The 22,706-nt window shown below is 58.9% G+C and carries 24 protein-coding genes and 1 tRNA gene; 12 read left to right on the top strand and 13 right to left on the bottom strand.

Going from position 1 to position 22,706, the window contains the following annotated elements; translation table 11 throughout:
• Positions 1-38 precede the first annotated feature (38 nt).
• A complete protein-coding gene (locus ATU_RS04965; RefSeq protein ID WP_046033519.1) occupies positions 39-1,283 on the bottom strand; it encodes an MFS transporter in 1,245 nt (414 codons plus the stop codon).
• Between the two features lie 235 nt (positions 1,284-1,518).
• On the opposite strand from ATU_RS04965, the gene ATU_RS04970 reads away from it, so the two are divergent.
• The 3 genes from ATU_RS04970 to ATU_RS04980 all read left to right on the top strand — a co-directional run bounded on the left by ATU_RS04970 (position 1,519) and on the right by ATU_RS04980 (position 4,483).
• Positions 1,519-2,427 carry a diacylglycerol/lipid kinase family protein gene (locus ATU_RS04970; RefSeq protein WP_010971324.1) on the top strand — a complete coding sequence of 303 codons (909 nt, stop codon included), beginning with the start codon at positions 1,519-1,521 and terminating at the stop codon, positions 2,425-2,427.
• 146 nt (positions 2,428-2,573) lie between these two features.
• Positions 2,574-3,947 (top strand): aspartate aminotransferase family protein, encoded by a 1,374-nt coding sequence (locus ATU_RS04975; RefSeq protein WP_035256750.1) that lies wholly within the window; start codon positions 2,574-2,576, stop codon positions 3,945-3,947.
• A 65-nt stretch (positions 3,948-4,012) separates the two neighbouring features.
• On the top strand, positions 4,013-4,483 hold the full coding sequence (locus ATU_RS04980) for an OsmC family protein (protein WP_010971326.1): 471 nt from the start codon (positions 4,013-4,015) through the stop codon (positions 4,481-4,483).
• A gap of 3 nt (positions 4,484-4,486) precedes the next feature.
• Here ATU_RS04980 and vapC read toward each other — a convergent pair whose 3' ends face one another.
• The 7 genes from vapC to ATU_RS05015 form a co-directional block, all read right to left on the bottom strand.
• Positions 4,487-4,876, bottom strand: coding sequence for a type II toxin-antitoxin system VapC family toxin (gene vapC / locus ATU_RS04985; RefSeq protein ID WP_010971327.1), 390 nt, complete (start codon positions 4,874-4,876; stop codon positions 4,487-4,489).
• Positions 4,873-5,103 carry a type II toxin-antitoxin system VapB family antitoxin gene (locus ATU_RS04990; protein WP_010971328.1) on the bottom strand — a complete coding sequence of 77 codons (231 nt, stop codon included), beginning with the start codon at positions 5,101-5,103 and terminating at the stop codon, positions 4,873-4,875. Before ATU_RS04990 ends, vapC begins: the two co-directional genes overlap by 4 nt.
• A 66-nt stretch (positions 5,104-5,169) precedes the next feature.
• Complete coding sequence (amn, locus tag ATU_RS04995; RefSeq protein WP_010971329.1) at positions 5,170-6,675, bottom strand: AMP nucleosidase; 1,506 nt, start codon at positions 6,673-6,675, stop codon at positions 5,170-5,172.
• A gap of 104 nt (positions 6,676-6,779) precedes the next feature.
• Entirely contained in the window at positions 6,780-6,956 is a 177-nt protein-coding gene (locus ATU_RS05000) for a hypothetical protein (RefSeq protein WP_162180287.1), read from the bottom strand.
• A gap of 7 nt (positions 6,957-6,963) precedes the next feature.
• Positions 6,964-7,146: a hypothetical protein gene (locus ATU_RS05005; protein ID WP_035256459.1), complete on the bottom strand. Its 183-nt coding sequence runs from the start codon at positions 7,144-7,146 to the stop codon at positions 6,964-6,966.
• 158 nt (positions 7,147-7,304) lie between these two features.
• Positions 7,305-7,901, bottom strand: coding sequence for a hypothetical protein (locus ATU_RS05010; RefSeq protein WP_010971331.1), 597 nt, complete (start codon positions 7,899-7,901; stop codon positions 7,305-7,307).
• 132 nt (positions 7,902-8,033) lie between these two features.
• On the bottom strand, positions 8,034-8,372 hold the full coding sequence (locus ATU_RS05015) for a DUF2147 domain-containing protein (RefSeq protein WP_006311505.1): 339 nt from the start codon (positions 8,370-8,372) through the stop codon (positions 8,034-8,036).
• Between the two features lie 602 nt (positions 8,373-8,974).
• Here ATU_RS05015 and ATU_RS05020 point away from each other — a divergent pair.
• Positions 8,975-9,238: an SEL1-like repeat protein gene (locus tag ATU_RS05020; protein WP_004440874.1), complete on the top strand. Its 264-nt coding sequence runs from the start codon at positions 8,975-8,977 to the stop codon at positions 9,236-9,238.
• A gap of 298 nt (positions 9,239-9,536) precedes the next feature.
• Here the strand turns inward: ATU_RS05020 and ATU_RS05025 are convergent, their stop codons facing one another.
• Positions 9,537-10,649 (bottom strand): pyridoxal phosphate-dependent aminotransferase, encoded by a 1,113-nt coding sequence (locus ATU_RS05025; RefSeq protein ID WP_010971332.1) that lies wholly within the window; start codon positions 10,647-10,649, stop codon positions 9,537-9,539.
• A gap of 167 nt (positions 10,650-10,816) precedes the next feature.
• Positions 10,817-11,164 (bottom strand): hypothetical protein, encoded by a 348-nt coding sequence (locus ATU_RS05030; RefSeq protein ID WP_010972648.1) that lies wholly within the window; start codon positions 11,162-11,164, stop codon positions 10,817-10,819.
• Positions 11,165-11,492: 328 nt separating this feature from the next.
• On the opposite strand from ATU_RS05030, the gene ATU_RS05035 reads away from it, so the two are divergent.
• A complete protein-coding gene (locus ATU_RS05035; protein WP_010971333.1) occupies positions 11,493-12,710 on the top strand; it encodes an NAD(P)/FAD-dependent oxidoreductase in 1,218 nt (405 codons plus the stop codon).
• A 7-nt stretch (positions 12,711-12,717) separates the two neighbouring features.
• Entirely contained in the window at positions 12,718-13,518 is an 801-nt protein-coding gene (locus tag ATU_RS05040) for an aldolase/citrate lyase family protein (RefSeq protein WP_010971334.1), read from the top strand.
• On the opposite strand, the gene ATU_RS26525 is transcribed toward ATU_RS05040, so the two are convergent.
• Together ATU_RS26525 and ATU_RS05045 are read right to left on the bottom strand one after the other, a co-directional pair.
• Complete coding sequence (locus tag ATU_RS26525) at positions 13,519-13,695, bottom strand: hypothetical protein (RefSeq protein WP_162854807.1); 177 nt, start codon at positions 13,693-13,695, stop codon at positions 13,519-13,521.
• Between the two features lie 89 nt (positions 13,696-13,784).
• Complete coding sequence (locus tag ATU_RS05045; protein ID WP_010972649.1) at positions 13,785-14,126, bottom strand: hypothetical protein; 342 nt, start codon at positions 14,124-14,126, stop codon at positions 13,785-13,787.
• Positions 14,127-14,288: 162 nt separating this feature from the next.
• On the opposite strand from ATU_RS05045, the gene ATU_RS05050 reads away from it, so the two are divergent.
• The 4 genes from ATU_RS05050 (at position 14,289) to ATU_RS05065 (ending at position 18,316) form a co-directional block, all read left to right on the top strand.
• Positions 14,289-14,379 (top strand) — tRNA-Ser (locus ATU_RS05050).
• 287 nt (positions 14,380-14,666) lie between these two features.
• Positions 14,667-14,975: a hypothetical protein gene (locus ATU_RS05055; RefSeq protein WP_010971335.1), complete on the top strand. Its 309-nt coding sequence runs from the start codon at positions 14,667-14,669 to the stop codon at positions 14,973-14,975.
• A gap of 626 nt (positions 14,976-15,601) precedes the next feature.
• Positions 15,602-16,711: a porin gene (locus ATU_RS05060; RefSeq protein ID WP_010971337.1), complete on the top strand. Its 1,110-nt coding sequence runs from the start codon at positions 15,602-15,604 to the stop codon at positions 16,709-16,711.
• A gap of 507 nt (positions 16,712-17,218) precedes the next feature.
• The gene (locus ATU_RS05065; protein WP_010971338.1) at positions 17,219-18,316 is read left to right on the top strand and encodes a porin; all 1,098 of its coding nucleotides are present in this window, start codon (positions 17,219-17,221) and stop codon (positions 18,314-18,316) included.
• Between the two features lie 157 nt (positions 18,317-18,473).
• Here the strand turns inward: ATU_RS05065 and ATU_RS05070 are convergent, their stop codons facing one another.
• Complete coding sequence (locus ATU_RS05070) at positions 18,474-20,546, bottom strand: lytic transglycosylase domain-containing protein (RefSeq protein WP_035256461.1); 2,073 nt, start codon at positions 20,544-20,546, stop codon at positions 18,474-18,476.
• 359 nt (positions 20,547-20,905) lie between these two features.
• On the opposite strand from ATU_RS05070, the gene dapA reads away from it, so the two are divergent.
• Both dapA and smpB read left to right on the top strand, forming a co-directional pair.
• The gene (gene dapA / locus ATU_RS05080; protein ID WP_006311526.1) at positions 20,906-21,790 is read left to right on the top strand and encodes a 4-hydroxy-tetrahydrodipicolinate synthase; all 885 of its coding nucleotides are present in this window, start codon (positions 20,906-20,908) and stop codon (positions 21,788-21,790) included.
• Positions 21,791-21,953: 163 nt separating this feature from the next.
• Positions 21,954-22,436, top strand: a complete 483-nt coding sequence (gene smpB, locus ATU_RS05085) for an SsrA-binding protein SmpB (protein ID WP_010971340.1) — start codon at positions 21,954-21,956, stop codon at positions 22,434-22,436.
• The last annotated feature ends 270 nt before the right edge of the window (positions 22,437-22,706 follow it).

The raw sequence follows: 22,706 nt of genomic DNA on the forward strand, positions 1-22,706 counted from the left end.
TGCCGGAGAGGGCGTTTCGACCGCTGAAAAACCGGCTGTCAGCCGGCTTTTGCGCGCCGTTCGACGGTGACCGAAACAAGGAAAACGCCAAGCCCGAGAAGGGAAAGGACCGCGCCGACATACCCTGTCGAGGCGTAACCGAAACCCATGGCGATGACGAGGCCGCCAAGCCAGGCGCCGAGCGCATTGGCAATGTTGAAGGCGGAATGGTTGGAGGCGGCCGCCAGCGTCTGCGCATCCTGCGCCACATCCATCAGCCGGGTCTGCACGGCCGGGCAGGCGGCAAAACCGCAGCCGATCAGGAACACGCAGATGCACAGCATGAACGGATTGTCCGCCGTCATGCCGAACACCGTCATGGCCAGCACGTTGAAGGCCAGCATGCCGCCAATCGTGCCATTGAGCGAGATATCGGCGAGCCGTGAGCCGACGACATTGCCGACATTCATGCCGATGCCGAACAGCGCCAGCACCATGGATACGGTGGACACCGGCATCATCGCCACATCGGTGGTGGTCTTGGCGATATAGCTGAACACCGAGAACATGCCGCCGAAACCAACGGCGGCGATGGCGAGCGTCAGCCACACCTGCACGCGCCTGAATGCGCCGAGTTCGCGCCAGACGCTTGCGCCTTCCTCCACCTTGTCACGCGGCTGGAACAGCCACAGAAGCGCGACTGTCAGGAGCCCGATGCCGCCCACCAGCATGAAGGCCGCACGCCAGGACAGGAGCTGGCCGAAGAAAGTGGCAAGCGGCGTGCCGAGCAGGGTGGCAATGGTGAGACCGAGCATGACGCGGCCAACCGCGCGGGCACGCTTGTGGATAGGCGCCATGGAGGCCGCCACCAGTGCTGCAACGCCGAAATAGGCACCATGTGGCAGGCCGGTAACGAAACGCAGCAGGGTGAAGCTCAGGAAGTCAGGCGCAAGCGCGCTCAAGATGTTGCCGGCCGCAAAAAGTCCCATCAGGCCAAGAAGCAGCGTGCGGCGTGTTATGCGCGCAGCCAGCACGGCGATGATCGGCGCGCCGATGACGACGCCCAGCGCATAGGCCGTGATGACATAACCCGCCTGCGGAACGGTGACGCCATAGGTGGTGGCGACGTCAGGCAGCAGGCCCATGATGGCGAATTCGCCGGTGCCGATGCCGAAACCGCCGGCGGCCAGCGCCAGTTCGATCAGCGCGATGGCAAGCGGTGAAAGGGCGACGGCTGGTGCTGCCGTGTAAACGGTTTCACTCTCCGCACCAGAGCGGGCTTCGGACATATTCGACTGGCTCATCGTGACCTGAAAAACGGGGAGGGCCCACAGAAAAAAGGGCAAGACCGTATGGGAACGGTCTGCCCTGACTGGAGATGCGCGGTCATGAAAATGACCTTAAGTGACCCCTAACATGAAATGACGCATTGCGGTAGAGCGATTCGCGGTAAAAAAACATCTTCACGCGATGGTGTTCGGAACTCTATTGGAAGCCAGGCATTTACGCGCGGCTGCGTTGCGGGATCGGGTTGGAAACATGAAGCTCATAGCAATTTTCAATCGCGACGGTGGCACATTTCGCACCACTGATATGGACGCCTATTGCGATCATGCTCGCGCGGTCTTCTCCCGCGCCGGCCACGAAATCGACTGCCGTCTGGTTTCCGGCAAGGACATCGTCAAGGAGATGGAACGCGCCGCCGAGGAGCCGGGCATTGAAGGCATCATCGCCGGCGGCGGTGACGGCACGATTTCCGCCGCGGCGGCCATCGCCTGGAAACACGGCATCGCGCTTGGCATTGTTCCAGCCGGCACCATGAACCTCTTCGCCCGCTCGCTGAAACTGCCGCTCGACATTCGCCAGGCCTTGGAAACACTGGCGCATGGCGAAATCGCCAGCGTCGACATCGCCAGCGTCAATGGCCGCCTTTTCGTGCACCAGTTTTCCGCGGGCCTGCATTCGCGCATGGTGCGCTATCGCAACAATCTCGCCTTCGCTTCCCGTCTCGGCAAGATCAAGGCGAGCATCCGCGCTGCCATCAGCGTCATCCTCAATCCGCCGGTCTTCGAGGTGGAATATACCGTTAATGGCAAAACTCAGCACCGCAAGGTCTCGGCGATCTCCGTCTCCAATAACGAGTTCGGCCAGAATTCCCTGCTCGTGGCGGAGAATGTCTCGGGCGGCCATCTCGGCTTTTACCTCACCGATCCGCTGCGCCCCTCGGGCGTTGCAAAACTCGCCCTCGACATTCTGCGCGGCAAGCTCAAAGAAAACGCTGCTGTGACGGCGATGACCGTAACGGACGTGGAACTGCATTTTCCGAAGAAACGCCACGATGTGCGCTGCGTCATCGACGGTGAACTGTTGCCGATGGAGCGGGACGTCGCGCTGAAGGTTCACGCCGGCGAGTTGAAGGTACTGGTGGGGCGGGCGTTTTTCGCATAGCGCAACCGACTGTAAATTCAGGGGCTGCGCCGAGCCAATCAATATTCTCTTAAAAACCACCAGCCTTGCCAAATCGAAGCTGCCCGGCCATGTTCGGCGGGCGCGGTGGCGTGAGCGCCGTTGCCTTTATGGGAGTGCGATCTGTCATGAATGAAGTCTCCAAGCCGATGTCCAATCTCGCGGCCATCGATGCCGCCCATCACCTTCACCCCTTTTCCGACATGGGCAAGCTGAATGCCGCCGGCACCCGCATCATCGAGCGCGCGGAAGGGGTCTTCATCTACGACAGCACCGGCAAGAAATATCTCGATGCCTTTGCCGGCCTCTGGTGCGTGAATATCGGTTATGGACGCCGCGAGATCGCCGATGTCGTGCAGCGCCAGATGAACGAGCTACCTTACTACAACGCCTTTTTCGGCACCACCACCCCGCCCGCGACGCTTCTGGCGCAAAAGATCGCCTCGCGCGCCGGGCCGAAGATGAACCATGTGTTCTTCACCAATTCCGGTTCGGAAGCCACCGACACCTGGTTCCGCATGGCGCGGGTCTACTGGAAGGCGCTTGGCCATCCCACGAAGACCAGGGTGATCGCAAGACGCAACGGCTATCATGGCTCGACGGTAGCCGGCGCTTCGCTCGGTGGAATGAAATGGATGCATGAACAGGGCAACCTGCCCATCGAAGGCATCGCCCATATCGGCCAGCCCTATTGGTATGCCGAGGGTGGCGATCTCTCACCCGCCGAATTCGGCCTGAAGGTGGCTCGGGAACTGGACGCCAAGATCGATGAACTCGGCGAGGAAAATGTCGCCGCTTTCGTGGCCGAACCCATTCAGGGCGCAGGTGGTGTCATCGTGCCGCCGGAGACCTACTGGCCGGAAATCGCCCGCATCTGCAAGGCGCGCAACATTCTGCTGGTGTCCGACGAGGTGATCTGCGGTTTCGGCCGTCTCGGTTCGTGGTTCGGATACCAGCATTTTGGCGTGGAGCCGGATCTCGCTCCCGTCGCCAAGGGACTGTCATCGGGTTATCTGCCGATCGGTGGTGTCATCGTTTCAGACCGGGTGGCGGAGGTGATGCTTTCAGAGGTCGGTGATTTCAACCACGGTTTCACCTATTCCGGCCATCCCGTCTGTGCTGCCGCGGCACTGGAAAACCTCCGTATCATTGAGGATGAGGGGCTGGTGGAGCGGGTACGTGACGATATCGGCCCCTATTTCTCCGAGGGCTGGAAAAGCCTTGCCGATCATGAACTGGTGGGCGAGGCCGTGAATGTTGGCCTGATGGGCGGTTTGCAACTGACGGCGGACAAGGCAACCCGCAGACGTTTCGCCAAGCCGGACGATATCGGAACCGCCGTGCGCAACCATTGCCTTGCAAACGGCCTCGTCATGCGTGCCACGGGAGATCGCATGCTGGCCTCGCCGGCGCTGACCGTCAGCCGTTCCGAAGTGGACGAGATCATCGAGACGCTGCGCCAGGGGCTCAACCACCTGCGCGATACACGCGAGCATTTCTAGGAAAAGTGGACACCGGTTTTCCGTTGGGAAATGCGGAAAAAAGATTTCGAGGGAGGAATAATCACATGGCAGGACAGGAACATCATTACGCCGTGCAGGTGAAATGGACCGGCAATCGCGGCAAGGGAACGTCGGGATACCGCGATTATGAGCGCGACTACACGATTTCCACGGCGGGCAAGGCGGATATCACCGGCTCCTCGGACCCCGCCTTCCGCGGTGATCCCTCCCGCTGGAACCCGGAAGACCTGCTCGTCGCCTCGCTCTCGGCCTGCCACAAGCTCTGGTACCTGCATTTCTGCTCCGTCAACGGCATCATCGTCGAAGACTATGTCGACAATGCCGAAGGCACGCTTGTCATGGAAAAGGATGGCGCCGGGCAGTTCAGCGAAGTGGTGCTGAAACCGGTCATCACTATTTCGAAGGGTGATCCCGCCCGGGCGGATGAGCTGCACCATGATGCGCATGACAAGTGCTTCATAGCGCGTTCGGTGAATTTTCCCATCCGCGTGCAGGGGACTGTGAAGGTGGTTTGAGGTTCAGACGAATTGCAGACCGAGATGATCGGCCATCGGCTGAAAGTCCCGGTCGTTTTGCAGGAGCTTGTGCCCGTGCTCGATGCAGTAGGTGCCGATGATGAGGTCGGCTGTTTTGCGCACTGTCTTTCCAAGGCCGCGTAGTTTTCGGTAGTTCGCAGCGGCAGCCACGGCAAATTCGGGTGTCAACATTGATACAAGCTCGAAAACCTTCAGCCGGCTCTCGATCGCCGCCGCCCGTCTTTCGTTCCGCTCTCCCTGTAGGATTTCGAGCAGGATGATATCTCCGATAATCACGTCGGAAAGATCGTTGATATCGCTGAGTGTAGCGACTTGCGGCGTTTGTTTATTCTGAAACCAGTCGATCCAGACAGACGTGTCAACAACGATCATTCTGCGGCGTCTTGCGACTTTATACTATCTGCGCTCCAGCTGCCGCGGACTTCTTCTAAATCGCCCTTCCAGCCGATACCTCTAAGTTCCTGCAACGCTTTTCGCCGCCCGAGATTTTCTACGAGATCGCGCAACGCCTTTTCGACCGTCGCCTTTTTCGTCGGAAGGCCAGTGATTTCCATCGCTTCTGCGATCAAGGCGTCATCAAGCTCAATATTCGTGCGCATAGAAAAATCCTTGGTGTATCGATTTTCGAAATCATACACCAAGGCAGGGTGCCGCGAAATCTGTTTTTACTGGAACGCCGTCTCGTAAAAACTTCTGAGCTTGCGGGAATGCAGGGTTTCCTTCTGCATGGCGGCCAGTTTCTGCACGGCGCGGATGCCGATCTGCAGATGCTGGGCGACCTGGGTGCGGTAGAATTCCGTCGCCATGCCCGGCAGCTTCAATTCGCCATGCAGCGGTTTGTCGGAGACGCAGAGCAGGGTGCCGTAGGGCACGCGGAAGCGGAAGCCGTTGGCGGCGATGGTGGCGGATTCCATGTCGAGTGCGATGGCGCGCGATTGCGACAGGCGCTTGACCGGGCCGGCCTGATCGCGAAGTTCCCAGTTGCGGTTGTCGATGGTGGCGACGGTGCCGGTGCGCATGATGCGCTTCAGCTCGAAGCCCTCGTAACCCGTCACTTCGGCGACGGCACCTTCCAGCGCCAGCTGCACCTCGGCAAGCGCCGGGATCGGCACCCAGACCGGCAGGTCGTCGTCGAGAACGTGATCCTCACGCACATAGGCATGGGCCAGAACATAGTCGCCCAGCCGCTGGCTGTTGCGCAGGCCGGCGCAATGGCCCACCATCAGCCAGGCATGCGGGCGCAGCACGGCGATATGGTCGGTGATCGTCTTGGCGTTGGAAGGGCCAACGCCGATATTGACGAGCGTAATGCCGGCATGACCCTTCTTCTTCAGATGATAGGCGGGCATTTGCGGCAGCCGCGCCAGCGTCATATCGGTTGTCGGCCTGTCGGAACCGGCAAGCGTGACGATGTTGCCTGGCTCCACGAATTCCGTATAGCCTTCACCGCCGTCGGCCATCAATTTGCGCGCCCAGGCGGCAAATTCATCGATATAGAACTGGTAGTTGGTGAACAGCACGAAGTTCTGGAAATGGCTGGCGCTCGTCGCCGTATAGTGGCTGAGGCGGGCCAGCGAATAATCGATGCGCTGCGCGGTAAAAGGCGCGAGCGGAGCGGGTTCGCCCGGCACCTGGTCATATTCGCCATTGGCGATGAGGTCGTCGGTATTGTTGAGGTCGGGCGTATCGAACAGATCGCGCAGCGGCACGTCGGAGAGCGACGAAGCCGCCGCCGCCTCGACATAGGCGCCTTCGCCGAAAGCGAAATGCAGCGGAATGGGCGTAGCCGATTCCGCCACGGTGACCGGAACGCCGTGGTTCTTGATCAGAAGCCCCAGTTGCTCTTTCAGGTAATGGCGGAACAGATCCGGCCGGGTGATCGTGGTCGTATAGACGCCGGGGGAGGTGACATGCCCGTAGGAAAGGCGTGAATCGACATGGCCGAACGTGGATGTCTCGAGGCTGACCTGCGGGTAGCAGGCGCGGTAACGGCCGGTGATCGGCGCGCCCTTGGCAAGGTCGGTGAAGGAATTGATCAGGAACGCCGTATTGCGTTCGTAAAGCGCGGTCAAAGCCTCAACAGCTTCTTTCGGGTCCGTGAAGGACTGCGGCGCGAAAGGCTCGGGGCTGATGAAGGTGAAGGGCGGAATCGTTGGTTTTGCTATTGTCATGGCCCATTATAAGAGGCCTATTTCGACAGGCAAGCGACAGAAATGCGAAGAAACTGAAAAGAAACGGAAAAAGCTGCTGGATCGATAGGAGGGTGCGCGAAATCTCAGCCGAGCGCGCCGCGTTGCAGGCTCATCAGCAGCACGAAACCGGCGCCCTTGGATGCCGGGCGGGGATCGGCCTTGTAGACCGCAAGTCCGGCCACCGGGCCGAGAAAGATCGAGGCCATCAGCACCAGCCGCAGGGCGGAGAACAGGCCGTTGGAAAAGCTTGTCGTCATCATCAGGTCCTCACAGCACGACGGGGCAATTGGTGGCCGGCGCCGGGCCGTGCTGGCAGGCAATCGCCGCCCCGGCATTCACCCGCTGAAAGCTGCGGTTGGGATTAACGACGAGCGAGGCGAAGGACATGGCGAAGATCGCCATGAGAAACGCGAAGATTGCCAGCCGGCTGATCAACTTTGTCATGTCCATTCCCCTTTATTGGAGTTGATGGACAGAGTTTTGCCATAGTCGGACTGAACGGACCCTGAGGCCCCGGTTCATATGGTGTTCAGGGATGTTAACAGGTGGTGACATGGCGGCTTGATGCCGCAATGGCGCAGGGCGCATCACAGATCCCGCGATTTTCTTCAGGCAGGAGCAGCCTTTGCCCGCGCTGCGAGATCGGCCACGAGGGTTTTCAATGCTTCCGGGCTGGTCACATCGACAATCGGCAGGTGGTGTTCGCGCGCCGATGCCAGCATTTCGGTATTTTCCCGCAGCGAACGCTCGATGAAGGCGTCCATGATGCGCCGCTGGCCGGCCGTTGCATCCTCATATCGGGCGTGGGAGCGCATTCTTTCGAGAAGGAAATCATTCCCGGCATGAAGCAGGACGCCGGCAACCGTGCTGCCGAGCAGGGGCGATATGAATTCCGGGCGCAGGGCCGCACCCTCGAAGATTGCGGGATTACCGGTATGGGAACTGCTGTCGATCATCGGGCGGATCAGTGGCCAGATGTTCTGGTGATGCACCTTCAGAAACCAGTGGATCGTCTCGGTCGAGAGAGCCGTATAATATTCCTCCACCGGTGCCGGAATGCCTGGCCACGGCCTGCCGGGGTGGCGGGCGAGACTGTCGGTGGATATCGCCTGCCAGCCGAGCCTTGTGCTCAACAGGCCGGCAAGAGTGCTTTTGCCCACATGTGATGTGCCGGCGATCAGGATCGTCGAAAGGCTAGGGGGCATCGTCGTTCTCATTGATATTCGGCTCGAAGCAACGATACATCAACGGGCCTGTGTGTTCCACGCGCGATCTCTGTCCAGGTCGCATGACGCCGTGCTGGCGGGCGGCTGAAAGCCTGCCCGCCGCCTTCCCGGTTACAGCCGTGTCCAGGTCTGCGATTTGCACAAAATCTTCAGCACGCAGCCCTTCATGCTCAGCGAATTGCCGGAAACGGTGCCGGAGCCGCTATAGGTCTTGTCGTTGGCGGGGTCGGTGATTTCGCCGGAATAGCTGTTTCCCTTGCCGGAAAGCTTGCCGATCTGTTTTCCGGCATGTTTGCCGGTCTTCAGCGTCACGCAGAAGGCGCCGCCGCAGGGGCCGATCACGGCGGTTTCGCCGCTGGCCGTCTTCCAGTTGCCCTCGATTGCCTCGCCAGCAAAGGCAAGGTTGCCGCTCATCATAAGGGCGGCGGCAATCGTCATTATACGCTTCATAAAATTCCTCCCGAAATTCGCGCAGGCTTTCCTGAGCCGGATGGGCCGAAGACGCGGCTTGCGCAGATCAAACCTCTTTAGCGTGCCATGCGCCGTCTCTGGCCCAAAGCCGCCCTGCGGTGCAACGATTGCTCCTCGCGCCGCTCTATCCTGTGCCCGCTTCATCCTCATGACGGGCAGGCGGATAGTATTTGACGTTCACGTAAAAGGAAATAGAAATTTGCGGCTGCGGCGCGGCATTTGCATCGGCTGGAAGAGGGAAAAAGGCCAATTTCGAAAATTGCTGTTTTGATCATGGTGAAGGAAGGATTTAAATCCAATTCTGAAGTTTTCGTAAAATTCGCCGCAAAGTCCTTAATTTCCGCGGCTCGTGATATTTAACAAAAACCCAATTTTACCAATCGTTTGCAGTTTGTTTGCGACGCATTAATCATGCCTTTTAAGCGAGCGTTGAAAGCCCCGTGGCATAGTGAAGTCATCAAAAGCGCAGGGAAAACCTGCCGGACGGAAGGACGAAAAAAGCCGCAAAAGACGGCGGGTCCGGACGATAGCCTCGACAAGAAGGCAATGATGAAACAGGCAGAAGGACAGGGATAAAAACGATGGCACGCTTTGACATCAGCGATATCGAAATGGCTGCCGGTGGCGAAACCCGCGCCGACACTCTTTGCAATCTCGGCCTGGTCTATGCGACCGGCCGGGGCTGCAAGGTGGACCTGATCGCGGCCCATAAATGGCTCAACATCGCCGCGATCCGCGGATCGGAAAGAGCCGCTTCGCTGCGCGCCGATCTTGCCCGCAACATGACGAAGGCGGAACTGGCCGAAGCGCTGCGCGCCGCCCGCGACTGGATGACGATGCACTGATTTACCCTTGGTATCATTGAGATTTCCGGTCCGGTTCCCTCCAGTCCCGCTGACCGGTGCAAAGGAAAGTAAACCCGAAGGGGAACGCGGCGAGGGCTTTGAAAACAAGCTTTTGCGCTGACACATCAAACCGCGACCGGCAGGAACAAGGCCGGCGCGGTTTTCTTATGTCTGGTGATGCAGAAAATGATTCGCGAACAGGGGGTTGTGAGGGGAACTTGAATCGGTGCGTGGAACCCGCGGCATTCTCCACCCCTCATTCCTGTGACGAGCACAGGAATGAGGTTGGGTTGGGAATTTACCCGATCGCCTTGAGAACCTTTGGCAGCGCCTGCTCGAAAAGATCGAGCTTGTCGGCGGTGCCGGCGCTGACACGAATGCAGCGGTTGAGCGGGGCAACGCCCGGCATGCGGATGAACACGCCATGGTCCATCAGCCCATCAACGATGGCGCGGGCATAAGCGCCGTCGCGGTGGCAATCGATGGTGACGAAATTGGTGGCCGACGGCAGCGGCGAAAGGCCGTTATTGCGGGCGATCGCGGAAATACGATCGCGGGCATCGGAAATCTTGCCAACCACCTCATGCAGATAGGCCTGATCCTTCAGCGCCGCGAGGGCGCCGGCGACGGAAATACGCGCCATGCCGAAATGATTGCGGATCTTGTCGAAGGCTTCGACATTGCCGAGCGTGCCGATGGCATAACCCACGCGCGCACCGGCCAGCCCATAGGCTTTCGAAAAGGTGCGCATGCGCAGGATATTCGGTTGGCCGATCAGCGCGTCGATGGCCGGCACGGCGCTGATGGGCCCGGTTTCGCAATAGGCCTCGTCCAGAATGAGCAGGCAGGTTTCCGGCAATGCGCGGGCGAAGGCGACGACTTCGCTCGCCTCCCACCAGCTTCCCATCGGATTATCAGGGTTGGCGAAATAGACGAGCGGCGCATTTTCCCGGATGACGAGATCGAGAAGCCCGTCAAGATTTTCGTGATCATCGACATAGGGCGTGGTGACGAGTTTGCCGCCAAAACCGTTCACATGGTAATTGAAAGTGGGATAGCCGCCAAACGAGGTGACGACAGGCGTGCCCGGCTCAACGATCAGCCTGGCGATCTCCCCCAGCAATCCATCAACCCCGCTGCCGATGGCGATATTGCCGCGTGCAACGCCGTGGTGAATGGCAAGCGCTTCCTTCAGCTCGAAATTTTCCGGATCGCTGTACATCCAGGTCTCCGCCGCCGCGTCCCGCATGGCGAGAAGCACTGAAGGCGCGGGGCCGAAGCCGCTTTCATTGGCGCCGATGCGCGCTTCCACCTTCAGGCCGCGGCTGCGCTCGATGGCCTCAGGGCCAACGAAAGGAACGGTTGAGGGAAGCGAGACGGCAAGCGGCGTGAGGCGTGAGAAAGCGGACATTGGCTGAAAGTTCCGGTAGCTGTGTTTGAAAACACGGCTCACAATAGGTGCAAAAATACCGGACGCAAGGCGCGCCCGGTTATCCAATGACTGTTTTGGAAGAGTTTTTTCTTAGCACGACACGGCAGGAAACGCTGTCGGCGAATCGCTGGCCCTGTGCGGCCGGCTCAGGCGCTGGTCTCGAAACTCAGCCGACGGACATGGTGCAGGAATTCCGCATCGATCAGCATGTTGAAGCCGATGGTGACCTTTTCTTCCTCCCGGCGGATCAGCGTGCAGCCGATCTCATCGCGAATACCGAGAATCTCCAGATAGAAATTGGTCGGCATTTCCAGTTCGGGGCTCACATCCAGTTCCGCGCCATAGAGGGAAATGCTGCGCACCAGGCAACGCATGGTGTCCTTGGCGCTGAGATGATGCCCGATGAAGGTGATCTTGCCGGGCCGGTCGATCGGAAATTTCTCATACTTCTCGTCCTGGGGAACGTTCTGACTGATATCCATATGTAGAGCCATGACAACCTCCCGGATTGCCTCTTTAGGTGCCTATTTTAACGCGGCTTCCTTGCCAGGGCGTGAAGGAAATCTACGCAATTCTCTCTAGTCTGTGTCGATCTCGACCAGCTTTCACTGGGGAAGCCGATGTTTCCACTCATGAAAATGCGCTATGCCCCATCCGGTTGCAGCGAAGCCGCAGGCTATGCTGATAATGTGTCACGCTTGCACAGGGCTGGTGTCGCTGCGCGGTTGACTGGGGCCGTACTTGGCGTTACGCCTGATCCTGCAATATGACTTCGCGAGGTGCGGCACTATCGGCGCTTCGTGATTCTTCTGGGAGTGGACTGTGACGGGAAGGCTGGTAATCGTCGGGGCAGGGCAGGCCGCTTTCGCGCTGGCGTCGAAGCTTCGGGCGCTGAAGGACGAGCGTCCCATCACCATCATCGGCTCCGAGGATGCCTATCCCTACCAGCGGCCGCCGCTCTCCAAAAAATACCTTCTCGGCGAGATGAGCTTTGACCGGCTGATGTTCCGCCCCGAGGAATGGTACGCGGAAAACAACGTCGATATCCGGCTCTCTACCTGGGTGGAGGAGATTGACCGCGCGGCGAAAACCGTGCGCATGCAGGACGGCAGCACACTTTCCTATGACAAGCTGGCGCTGGCGACGGGTGCGGCACCCCGTCTGCTGCCCGCCAGCATTGGCGGCGATCTCGAAGGCGTATTGACGGTTCGCGACAAGCGCGATGCCGACCGGCTGGTGGAGGAGATGAAGCCGGGGCGCAGGCTGCTGGTGATCGGCGGCGGTTATATCGGCCTCGAAGCGGCGGCGGTTGCCCGCAAGCTCGGCCTTGAAGTGACGCTGATCGAGATGGCCGACCGTATTCTCCAGCGCGTGGCAGCGAAGGAAACCGCCGATATCATGCGCGGCATCCATCAGGCCCATGGCGTCTCTATCCGCGAAAAAACCGGGCTCGTGCGCCTTGTCGGCATGGATGGCCGGGTGGCCGCTGCCGAACTTTCCGACGGTTCGATGCTCGATGTCGATTTTGTCATCGTCGGCATCGGCGTGACTCCGAACGACCGGCTTGCCCGCGAATCGGGCCTTGATGTCGGCAACGGCATTGTCGTTGACGCTCTTACCCGCACATCGGATGCAGATATTCATGCGGTCGGCGATTGCAACATGTTGCCGTGGCGTGGTCAGCATGTTCGTCTCGAATCGGTACAGAACGCCGTTGATCAGGCTGAGGCCGCCGCTGAGGTGCTGGCCGGCACCGAAGCCGCCTATGAGGCGAAACCCTGGTTCTGGTCGGATCAATATGAGGTGAAGCTGCAGATTGCCGGCTTCAATCTCGGTTACGACGAAACGATGCTGAGGCCCGGTGCGCGCGAAGGCAGCTGGTCTGTCTGGTATTTCCGCGACGGTCGATTCGTGGCCGTCGATGCCGTCAATGATGCCAAGGCCTATGTCGCCGGCAAGAAACTGCTCGATATCGGTGCAGAGCCGGATCGCGCCATCCTGGCGGACGCTGCCGCCGATCTGAAATTATTGCTTTCCTGAGGATATCATGCCCGCTCCCGAAAACCGTTTCAAAACCGCCATCCATGCGGGCAAGCCGCAGATTGGCCTCTGGCTCGATATGGGCGAGGCCATCACGGCGGAAATCGCCGGTACAGCGGGTTTCGACTGGCTGGTGATCGACGGGGAGCATGGGCCGAATGATCTGCGCAGCATCATCGATCAGCTGCGGGCGCTTGCCACATCACCCGCCGAGCCTGTCGTGCGCGTGCCCGTTGGTGAAAGCTGGATGATCAAGCAGTTGCTGGATGCCGGCGCACGCACGCTCCTCGTGCCAATGGTTGATTCGGCGGAGCAGGCGAGTGATCTGGTCAGTGCCATGCATTATCCGCCGCGTGGCATTCGCGGCATGGGCGCGGCGGTGGCCCGTGCCTCCGCCTTCAACACGATAGCCGATTATGCCGACAGCGCCTCGGATGGCGTCTGCCTGCTGGTGCAGGCCGAAACGCGGGCGGCGATCAACGATCTCGACAATATTCTTGCGGTAGAAGGTGTGGACGGCGTCTTCATCGGCCCGGCCGATCTCGCCGCCGACATGGGTTATCTCGGCCGGATCGACGAGCCGGAAGTGCAGGCCGTGATCGAAGCAGCGATCGTGAAGATCGTCGCGGCGGGCAAGGCTGCCGGCATTCTGACCTTCAACGAGGCCTATAATCGCCGTTATCTGGAGCTTGGCGCATCCTTCGTGGCTGTTGGTGCCGATGTGACGGAATTCGCCAATACGCTTCGCGCGCTCTCCGCCCGTTACAAGGGCGGATCGGCACCTCAACCATCCAGATCGGGCTATTGATCAGTCGTCGTTGCTGGCGTTCAGCTTTTCCGGCGGAATGCCTTCTTCGCCGGAAGCGAGATAGCCGCCGTTGATCAGAGCGGCGCGAATGATGCGCTGCACGGCTTCATCCCTGTGTATGGCATGATCCCTCGCGAAATCCGACAAGGCTGCTTCAAGATCGTCGCTGAACCGCATATTCGCCCCCATTTTCCTGCGCTTTATCCCAATAGGTAAAGGCAAGGCAGGTGAGACCCGCCTTGCCTGAACTTCAATTTATACGGCGATCAGCGCCAGCGATACAGGCTGCTGTTGGACGAGCTCTGCTGTGTGCTCGTGCCCACCACATAACCGATCGCAAAACCGAGTGCGCCGACGATCGTCAGCAGCGAGGTTGCCGTACCCGGATTTTCCTTCACGGCTTCCACAACGTTCTGGCCCTGGGCGCGAACATTATGGGCAGCCTTGCGAACCCGGCCGCGTGCCTCGTCCAGAAATTCGGACGCATCTTCGCTCACACCTTCGGCGCGGGCGGAAACGGATTTCGAAAGCGACGAGATTTGCGAGCGCAACTCGGCAATCTGGTTTTCGATCGTGTCTTCGACAACATTCAGTTTGGTCTGAGCCATTAGAACACCTCTTCTGTTACCGAAGCCAGAACGTGTCGGCCTGCAAGAAGTTCCCGAATTGCCTGCAAAGTTTCACGGAGCCCTATTTGCCCAACAGGTTTTTCGGGTTCTTGGCGAAAAAGCCTTGCATTCATTTTTTTTAAGCAATAATCAGGCCGCACCGGAGAGGTGGCCGAGTGGTCGAAGGCGCTCCCCTGCTAAGGGAGTATACGTCAAAAGCGTATCGTGGGTTCGAATCCCATCCTCTCCGCCATCAGTTTCTTTCAAAACTAATAATCGCTTCGGCATTTCTCCCTGGCTGCAGGCCGAACGTAATGTGACGGCGGGCCAGGCAGCTGGCAACCGATTTCCTCCCTTGCGACCTTCAGCAATTGTCGGCGTTCGTCAGCACTCGCGGTGAAGAACGAATCGACAGGCTATGGATTGATCACGGATATTTTAGAGATTCGAGCCGATCTTTTATGCGGATGAGCCTTCAAGGCATCTCGTTCTCGGAAAAAGATCGCCTATCTAAATCTTCGCCCGCACGAAGGAGATTTGATGACCGACGAATACGGCCCTTACGCGCAGATGGCCACGCTTGCTGAGCAGATGGCTTCTCACTATCAGACGGACGCGAATCTGGAACTGGGTCCACACCTCGCACACTATATGGACGAGGTTGAAATCAACATATCCGCCCATCGCTTTGACCATGTGGGGTTTATGGAGAAGATTCACGCACGGCTGACGACGACTTTGGAGAAAACCACCGCGCCCCGACGCCGGGAATTCCTGCTGGCCGTCGTGGTTGCGTTGCAGGAGCGAATCGATCGGCGTTCACTCGATGTGGCTCTGGACGGCAGCTGAGCCCTAAACCGGCGCCGGACCTGTTCTCAAGTCCGGCTATGGTCGCGGTTCGTATACAGGCAGGCACCGACGCGGCTGCACCCAACAGGAAGTGGCGTCGTCGGTAGCATGCGGCATGTGCCCGAGGCACATCATCCAGTTACGCCGAATATCTATCCTCCCGTCGAATCGCTGCTTGGTGAATCAGCCCCGGGCAAGCGGTCTTTCCCGCTTTTGCCTCTCTGTGCATTTCAGGTGCAACTTTGATTCCAAATCAATCCACGTAATAAATCCCGCTGTCGCGCTCCTGGAGAGCAAGGAATGGCTGGAAAGTCCGATAGTTTAGAAAGACCTTGTTAACTTCGCTAACTAACGGATTTTCAACAAAAATCTTAACGCTTTGTAAAAGCAGTCATAGGCTGGATGCTCAGTGTGTGTTGTTTCCGCAACAAACCGAAATGAAGCATATACGTAAATGCGCTTTATCGGATGTTGGTGATTGCAAGCGGCGAAACCTTTTGTATTTTCACCACCAGAAGCGAGGCGGTGGATCGTTTGGCTTCTAAGAACACGGGAATGGGGCAGGGAATGCTGTCCTTCAGCGAAAGTACCCAGACCCACTTAAAAACTTTGACTGGAGGTCAACCATGAACATCAAGAGCCTTCTTATCGGCTCCGCTGCGGCTCTCGCAGCAGTATCCGGCGCTCACGCTGCCGACGCTATCGTCGCTGCTGAGCCTGAGCCCCTGGAATACGTTCGCGTTTGCGACGCTTTCGGCACTGGCTTCTTCTACATCCCCGGCACCGAAACCTGCCTGAAGTTCGGCGGTTACGTTCGTTTCCAGACCGACTTCGGTCGTGACAAGTCTGGCGTTTCTGACTGGGACTCGTTCACCCGCGCTCAGTTCGAAGTTGACACCCGCACCGACACCGAGCTCGGCGCTCTGCGTGGCTTCATCGGTCTGCGTGGCAATGCTGACAACGGCTCGTCCTCGTCTTCGAGCGTTTTTGTTGACCAGGCCTTCATCGAACTCGGCGGCCTGAAGGTCGGTAAGTTCTACAGCTGGTGGGACGATGGCCTCTCTGGCGAGTCTGACGTTCTTTCCACGAACGCTCTGTTCAACTCGATCCGTTACACCTATGACGCTGGTTCCTTCTGGGCAGGCGTTTCGGTTGATGAACTCGAAGGCACGGGCAGCCAGTTCGCAACCATCACCGGTCCGGCAAATGGTCTTGGCCTCTTCCCGCTTTCGCAGGAACTTGACAACAACGTTGGTATCGCTCTCGGCCTCGGCGCCAAGCTCGGCGCTGCTTCCCTGCAGCTCATCGGCGGCTACGACATCGACCAGGAAGAAGGCGCAATCCGCCTGATCGCAACGGCCGACCTCGGTCCGGGCACTCTCGGTCTTGCTGGTGTTTGGGCTTCCGGCGCAAACGCTTACTACGCTGAATCCGAGTGGGCAGTTGCTGCTGAATACGCAATCAAGGCAACTGACAAGCTGACGATCACCCCCGGTGGTCAGTACTTCGGCAACGTTGCTGACCGCATTGCTCTGACCAACGCTGCTGGCGTTCCGACTGGTGCGTCTGCAATCATCACCAACGACTGGTCTAACCGTGACGCATGGCAGGCTGGCGTAACGATCGACTACAAGATCACTTCTGGTCTCTCCACGAAGGTCGCAGTTAACTACTACGACGAAGACAATCGTGATGAGCAGTGGAAGGGCTTCGTTCGCCTTCAGCGCTCGTTCTAATCTGATCTGACATCGTCAGTGATGGAAGCCCCGGCAGAAATGCCGGGGTTTTTCTATTTCTGACAATCGCGCAATAACTCGAATCTCGCATCAAAAAAGCTATTCACGGTTTCCGCCGATTTCTGATTCGTATGGATCGCCGGACGCAGAGGAATCAGCTGAAAAGAGGCAATAAGGACGGTCATATTCTCAATCTTGAATAAGGCGCGCCAAATTTTGGACGAGTTTCCAAGACGCCTCTTCCTCCGGGCGGAGATGCGGTAGATTTACTAAGCTACTGAAACAAATAAGAAATTAACCTTTTGTTAATGAATGTGCTCAGCCGTTAGAATTGTAGCTATTTCGCAACAATGAAAAACTAAGGACACCTTACTGTCTTCCTTTTGTCATGATTGAGATTGCCGACCTGCGCAGTTTTAGCTCTAATCAGGTTCATAAGCGGCACGCATTTCTGAGTGCTTTCCCACCCGCTGCTTAGAAGATTAAGCGTTTGACTGGAGGTCAACCATGAACATCAAGAGCCTTCTTATCGGCTCCGCTGCAGCTCTCGCAGCAGTATCCGGCGCTCACGCTGCCGACGCCATCGTCGCTGCCGAGCCCGAGCCCCTGGAATATGTTCGCGTCTGCGACGCTTTCGGCACCGGCTTCTTCTACATTCCTGGCACCGAAACCTGCCTGAAGTTCAGCGGTTACGTTCGTTTCCAGACCAACTTCGGCCGCGATCAGTCCGGCACGTCGGACTGGAATTCGTTTACCCGCGCTCAGTTCAACGTTGACACCCGCACCGATACCGAACTCGGCGCCCTGCGTGGTTTCATCGAATTCCGTGCTGATGCAGGCAACGGTCAGTCCAGCTCTTCTGGTCTTGAAGCTCGTCAGGCATTCATCGAACTTGGTGGCCTGCGCGTCGGCAAGTTCTACAGCTGGTGGGATGACGATCTCTCTGGCGAGACCGATCTTCTTTCGTCCAATACGCTCTTCAACTCCATCCGTTATACCTACGACACCGGTTCGTTCTGGGCTGGTATCTCGGTTGACGAACTTGAGGGCACCGGCAGCCAGTTCGCAACCATCACTGGTGCAGCTGACCCGGTTACCGGTCTGTTCCCGCTGTCCCAGGAGCCTGATAACAATGTCGGCATCACGGCTGGCGTTGGCGGAAAGTTCGGCGCTGCTACTCTTCAGCTGATCGGTTCTTACGACGTTGATCAGGAAGAAGGCGCTATCCGCGCAATGGTATTCGCGGATATCGGACCTGGCACCCTTGGACTTGCTGGTGTTTGGGCATCTGGCCCCAACGCTTACTACGCTCTGTCCGAATGGACGGTTGCTGCTGAATACGCGATCAAGGCAACCGACCGCCTGACGATCACCCCGGCAGTGCAGTATCTCGGCAATGTTGGCGACAAGATCACTGTCGTGAACACCGGTGCAACGGCAATCGTTTCGAACGACTGGTCTAATCGCGACGCATGGACCGCCGGCGCAACGATCGACTACAAGATCACCGATGGTCTGAGCACCAAGATCACTGCAAACTACTACGACGAAGACGGTCAGGACGATCAGGTCACCGGTTTCGTCCGCCTTCAGCGCGACTTTTAATCTGATCTGACGCAGTCAGTGAAGGAAACCCCGGCAGAGATGCCGGGGTTTTTTCATTTGGGGGCCCAGAGGCAATGCGACGTGTCGTCTGACTGTTGAAACAAAAAAGCACGGGCTAGCCCGTGCCTGAATGCTCTGATGACGATGGAGCCGACTTTTACCCCGCACGTCCATGGCGCAGGTCATCGACGATATCGGCCTGTTGCCCGAGCCTGGTCTTATAGACCTGATAATTCTCCATCACCCGCTGCACATAATTGCGCGTCTCGGGGAAGGGGATGCGCTCGATCCAGTCGACCACCTCGTCGATGGGCTTGCCGCGCGGGTCGCCATAACGGGAGATCCATTCCGGCACGCGCTTCGGCCCCGCATTATAGGCGACGAAGGTGAGGATGTAGGAACCGCCGAAGCTGTCGATCTGTTCACCGAGATAGTGGGCGCCGAGCGTGGCGTTGTAGCCGGCATCGCTGGTCAGCATCGCCTGCGTGTAGGGCAGGCCATGGCGCCCGGCCACGCCCTTGGCGGTTCCAGGCAGCAATTGCAGCAGGCCACGGGCATTGGCGGCGGAGACGGCGGCCGGGTTGAAGGCGCTTTCCTGCCGGGCGATGGCATAGGCGAGCGCCTTGCCGGAGCCGGCAATATTGGCGCTGGCCGGAATGACGCCGAGCGGATAGGCGAGAGCTGCCGCATCGATGCCGCGGCTGAAAGCCGTCTTGCCGATCTGCAGTGAAACCTGATGATTGCCGTTGCCTTCCGCCCGCGCTGCCAGAATGGCTAGCTCGCCGGGGCTGTCGAGCTGTTCGGCAAGCGACCGGTAAAGACTGTCGGCACGCCAGCCGTAACCCGCTGCCTCCAGCCGGTCGATGGCGCGCACGGCCTCGCGGCCGGCAAAACGTTCCCGGTCGCCGTTGCTGGGGTTGGGGTAGCTGACGTTCAGGGTCTTCGTGCCGATTCGCGCGGCGGCCAGCTGGCCATAGAATGTGCCGGGATGGGCGGCTGCCTTGGCGAAGAAATCACGGGCATTGCCCGCCCCGCCGGCTTCCGCCGTCCGTCCAAGCCAATAATAGGCGCGCGAGGCCGAAAGCGGCCGGTTCGAGGTCTGCAGCAGCGTATTGAAGTGGCGTGCCGCCGTTGTCGGATCACGCAGCGCCCTCAGCGCATACCAGCCGGCATGGAACTCCGCATCGGCAATATCGACGGACGAGGTGGCCGAATGATTGGCGACGATGCGATAGGCCTCGGCAAAATCGCCGAGATCGGCAACACCACGCGCGATGATGCGGCGCTCATTCCACCATTCGCCGGGATTGACGAGCTTGGCCGTTTCCTTCGGCGCCTGCCGCAGAAGGACGGCGGCTTCGGGATATTTCTGCTGGTTGCGCAGGTTCTCGATGCGCGCGAAGAGATAGGTCGGATCGTTGCGCCAGGAGGCGTCGACCTTGCCCAGCAACGCTGTGGCATTGGCGGATCGCTGCAGCACCGCCGCCCAGGCATTATAAAGCGACTGCGCCTTGCCGAGATCGCCGAAACGCTTCGCCTGGCCGATGCGGCTGCGATACATCAGATAATCCATGCGTGCCTTGTGATCGGCCGGCGTCAGATAGGCAGGGAATTCGGCAAGCACACGGTCTTCCATGTCCTTGTCCATGCCTTCGCTGACCCAGAGCTGGCGAATGAGACGTTGCGATTCGTCTGTCTTACCGGAGGAGGCGAGCGCCTTGCCAAGCACGACCGTGCCTTCTGCCGTTTCCGGCCGGCTGCTGCCGAAGGCTGAAAGCACCTGAGCGGCCGGCGGATCTTCCCGGTAAAGCGCCTTTTCGGAATTCGCCCGCAGGGTGGCGGCACCGGGCCAGCCGGCCAGTTCGCGCTGGGCGGTGGCGATCTCGGCTGATGGCACGTCCTTCTGGCCGGAGACAGCAATCGCCCAAGAGAGAATATGCCGGTCGAGGCTGCCGCTCGGCATGGTGTTGCGCAGCGCGATTGCCCTGGCCGCATCGCGGCTGGAAAGCGCGTCGAGGCCGGCCTTCAACTGGCTGGTATCATCAGGACGGTTGAGGCGCGGTATGGCGCCGGTGATTTCGGGCGAGGCGGGCATGAAAGCGGGAACGGCTGGCGCGTTTGGCTTGACATAGGGTAGGGGGGCCGCACCTTCCGGCAGTGGTCCGGCCAGTGCGTTCCAAACGGTTGCGGCAAGCCCCGCCGCCATTAATCCCCAGACTGTCTTTTTCATGCCGCTCTTCATCGTGTACGGATTTGTCGACTTTCTTGTAATATCGCTTCATTGCAGCGGGATTGCCGAGAAGGTTTTCAGTCCCGCACCGGAATCTTGGGATTTCAGGCTTAATGAAATCTTAATTTCCGCCCTGCAATTCGATCAACTTTTATTCACTGGCCCGCGAGCGACGTCGCTTTTTGGCGTCAGCTTTTTGCGCTCGCCGATCCCGGCCCGGAGACTGTCACACTTCCGACAATTTCGGACAAAATACGCTGCCTTTGCGCTTGTCGGCGCCAAGGGCTGGCTCTAATGTGTGCCGGTTTTAACCATCGAATGCGGCCGAAGCATGAACCGCTCGGCGCCAGGAGCTTTGCATGTTCAAGGGATCAATTCCCGCCCTCATTACCCCGTTCACGGACAATGGTTCCGTGGACGAAAAGGCCTTTGCCGCCCATGTGGAATGGCAGATCGCCGAAGGCAGCAACGGCCTTGTGCCCGTGGGCACGACGGGGGAATCCCCGACGCTCTCTCACGATGAGCACAAACGGGTCGTTGAGCTGTGCATCGAGGTTGCGGCGAAACGGGTTCCGGTCATTGCGGGTGCTGGCTCCAACAATACCGATGAAGCAATCGAGCTTGCGCTGCACGCGCAGGAGGCCGGTGCGGATGCCCTGCTGGTCGTCACTCCCTATTACAACAAGCCGACGCAGAAGGGCCTGTTCGCGCATTTTTCCGCTGTCGCCGAAGCGGTGAAACTGCCGATCGTCATCTACAATATCCCGCCGCGCTCGGTGGTGGACATGTCGCCGGAAACCATGGGTGCGCTGGTCAAAGCGCATAAGAATATCATCGGCGTCAAGGATGCGACCGGCAAACTCGATCGGGTTTCCGAACAGCGCATTTCCTGCGGCAAGGATTTTGTCCAGCTGTCGGGCGAGGATGGCACGGCGCTCGGCTTTAACGCCCATGGCGGCGTCGGCTGCATTTCGGTCACCGCCAATGTCGCGCCGCGCCTTTGTTCCGAGTTTCAGGCGGCAATGCTTGCCGGTGATTACGCCAAGGCGCTTGAGTATCAGGACCGCCTGATGCCGCTGCACAGGGCGATCTTCATGGAGCCCGGCGTCTGCGGCACCAAATATGCGCTGTCGAAGACACGCGGCGGCAATCGCCGGGTCCGTTCGCCCTTGATGAGCACGCTGGAACCGGCAACGGAAGCGGCGATCGATGCGGCGCTGAAGCATGCCGGCCTGATGAACTGAGATACGCCTGAAAAGCTTGAAAGGCGCGCCATGGACCGCTTCATAACAGAAGCCCTCCCGCGCGCCTTTTCTTTTTGCGGCGACAACATTAAATAGATGTTCGAAAACCGCTTTCGGCGGCAAGGCCGAAGGTGCAATAAGAAAAACAAGGGATTGAAATATCATGGCCCCCAAAGGCAGCCAGCGCGTGGTGAACAAGATCGTTGCGGAAAACCGCAAGGCTCGTTTCAACTATGAAATCATCGATACCTATGAGGCGGGGCTGGTGCTGACCGGCACCGAGGTCAAGTCGCTGCGCGAAGGCAAGGCGAATATCGCCGAATCCTATGCCTCGGACGAGGGCGATGAAATCTGGCTGATCAATTCCCACCTGCCGGAATATCTGCAGGCCAACCGCTTCAACCACGAGCCGCGCCGCCGCCGCAAGCTGCTGTTGAACAAGCGAGAGATCAACCGCCTGCGCGCCGGCATCAACCGCGACGGCATGACGCTGGTGCCGCTGAAGGTCTACTTCAACGAGAAGGGTCGTGCGAAGCTGGAATTGGCGCTCGCCAAGGGCAAAAAGCTGCATGACAAGCGCGAGACCGAGAAGGAACGCGACTGGAACCGACAGAAGTCGCGGCTGTTGAAGGGTAATTCGCAGTAGTTTCTGCCGGGTAGGGGTACTGCGGTTTTTCCCTGCATAGTCCCTTCGGCCCAAGGAGTTGGGCTTGAACTGGACATCAAAAAATGCGGCGTTTTTTGATTTGGACTGCCAGCGCGCCACTCACGCATACGTCATCCTCGGGCTTGTCCCGAGGATCTGCAACGCCTTGATTTTGTTGACCTGGTTAGATCCTCGGGACAAGCCCGAGGATGACGTTGAGTGGATACGTCGACGTTCAAAAAATTAAACCGGGCAGCAGTGGTTCAAGGC

The sequence above is a fragment of the Agrobacterium fabrum str. C58 genome, from assembly GCF_000092025.1.
GTDB classification, from domain to species: Bacteria; Pseudomonadota; Alphaproteobacteria; order Rhizobiales; family Rhizobiaceae; genus Agrobacterium; species Agrobacterium fabrum.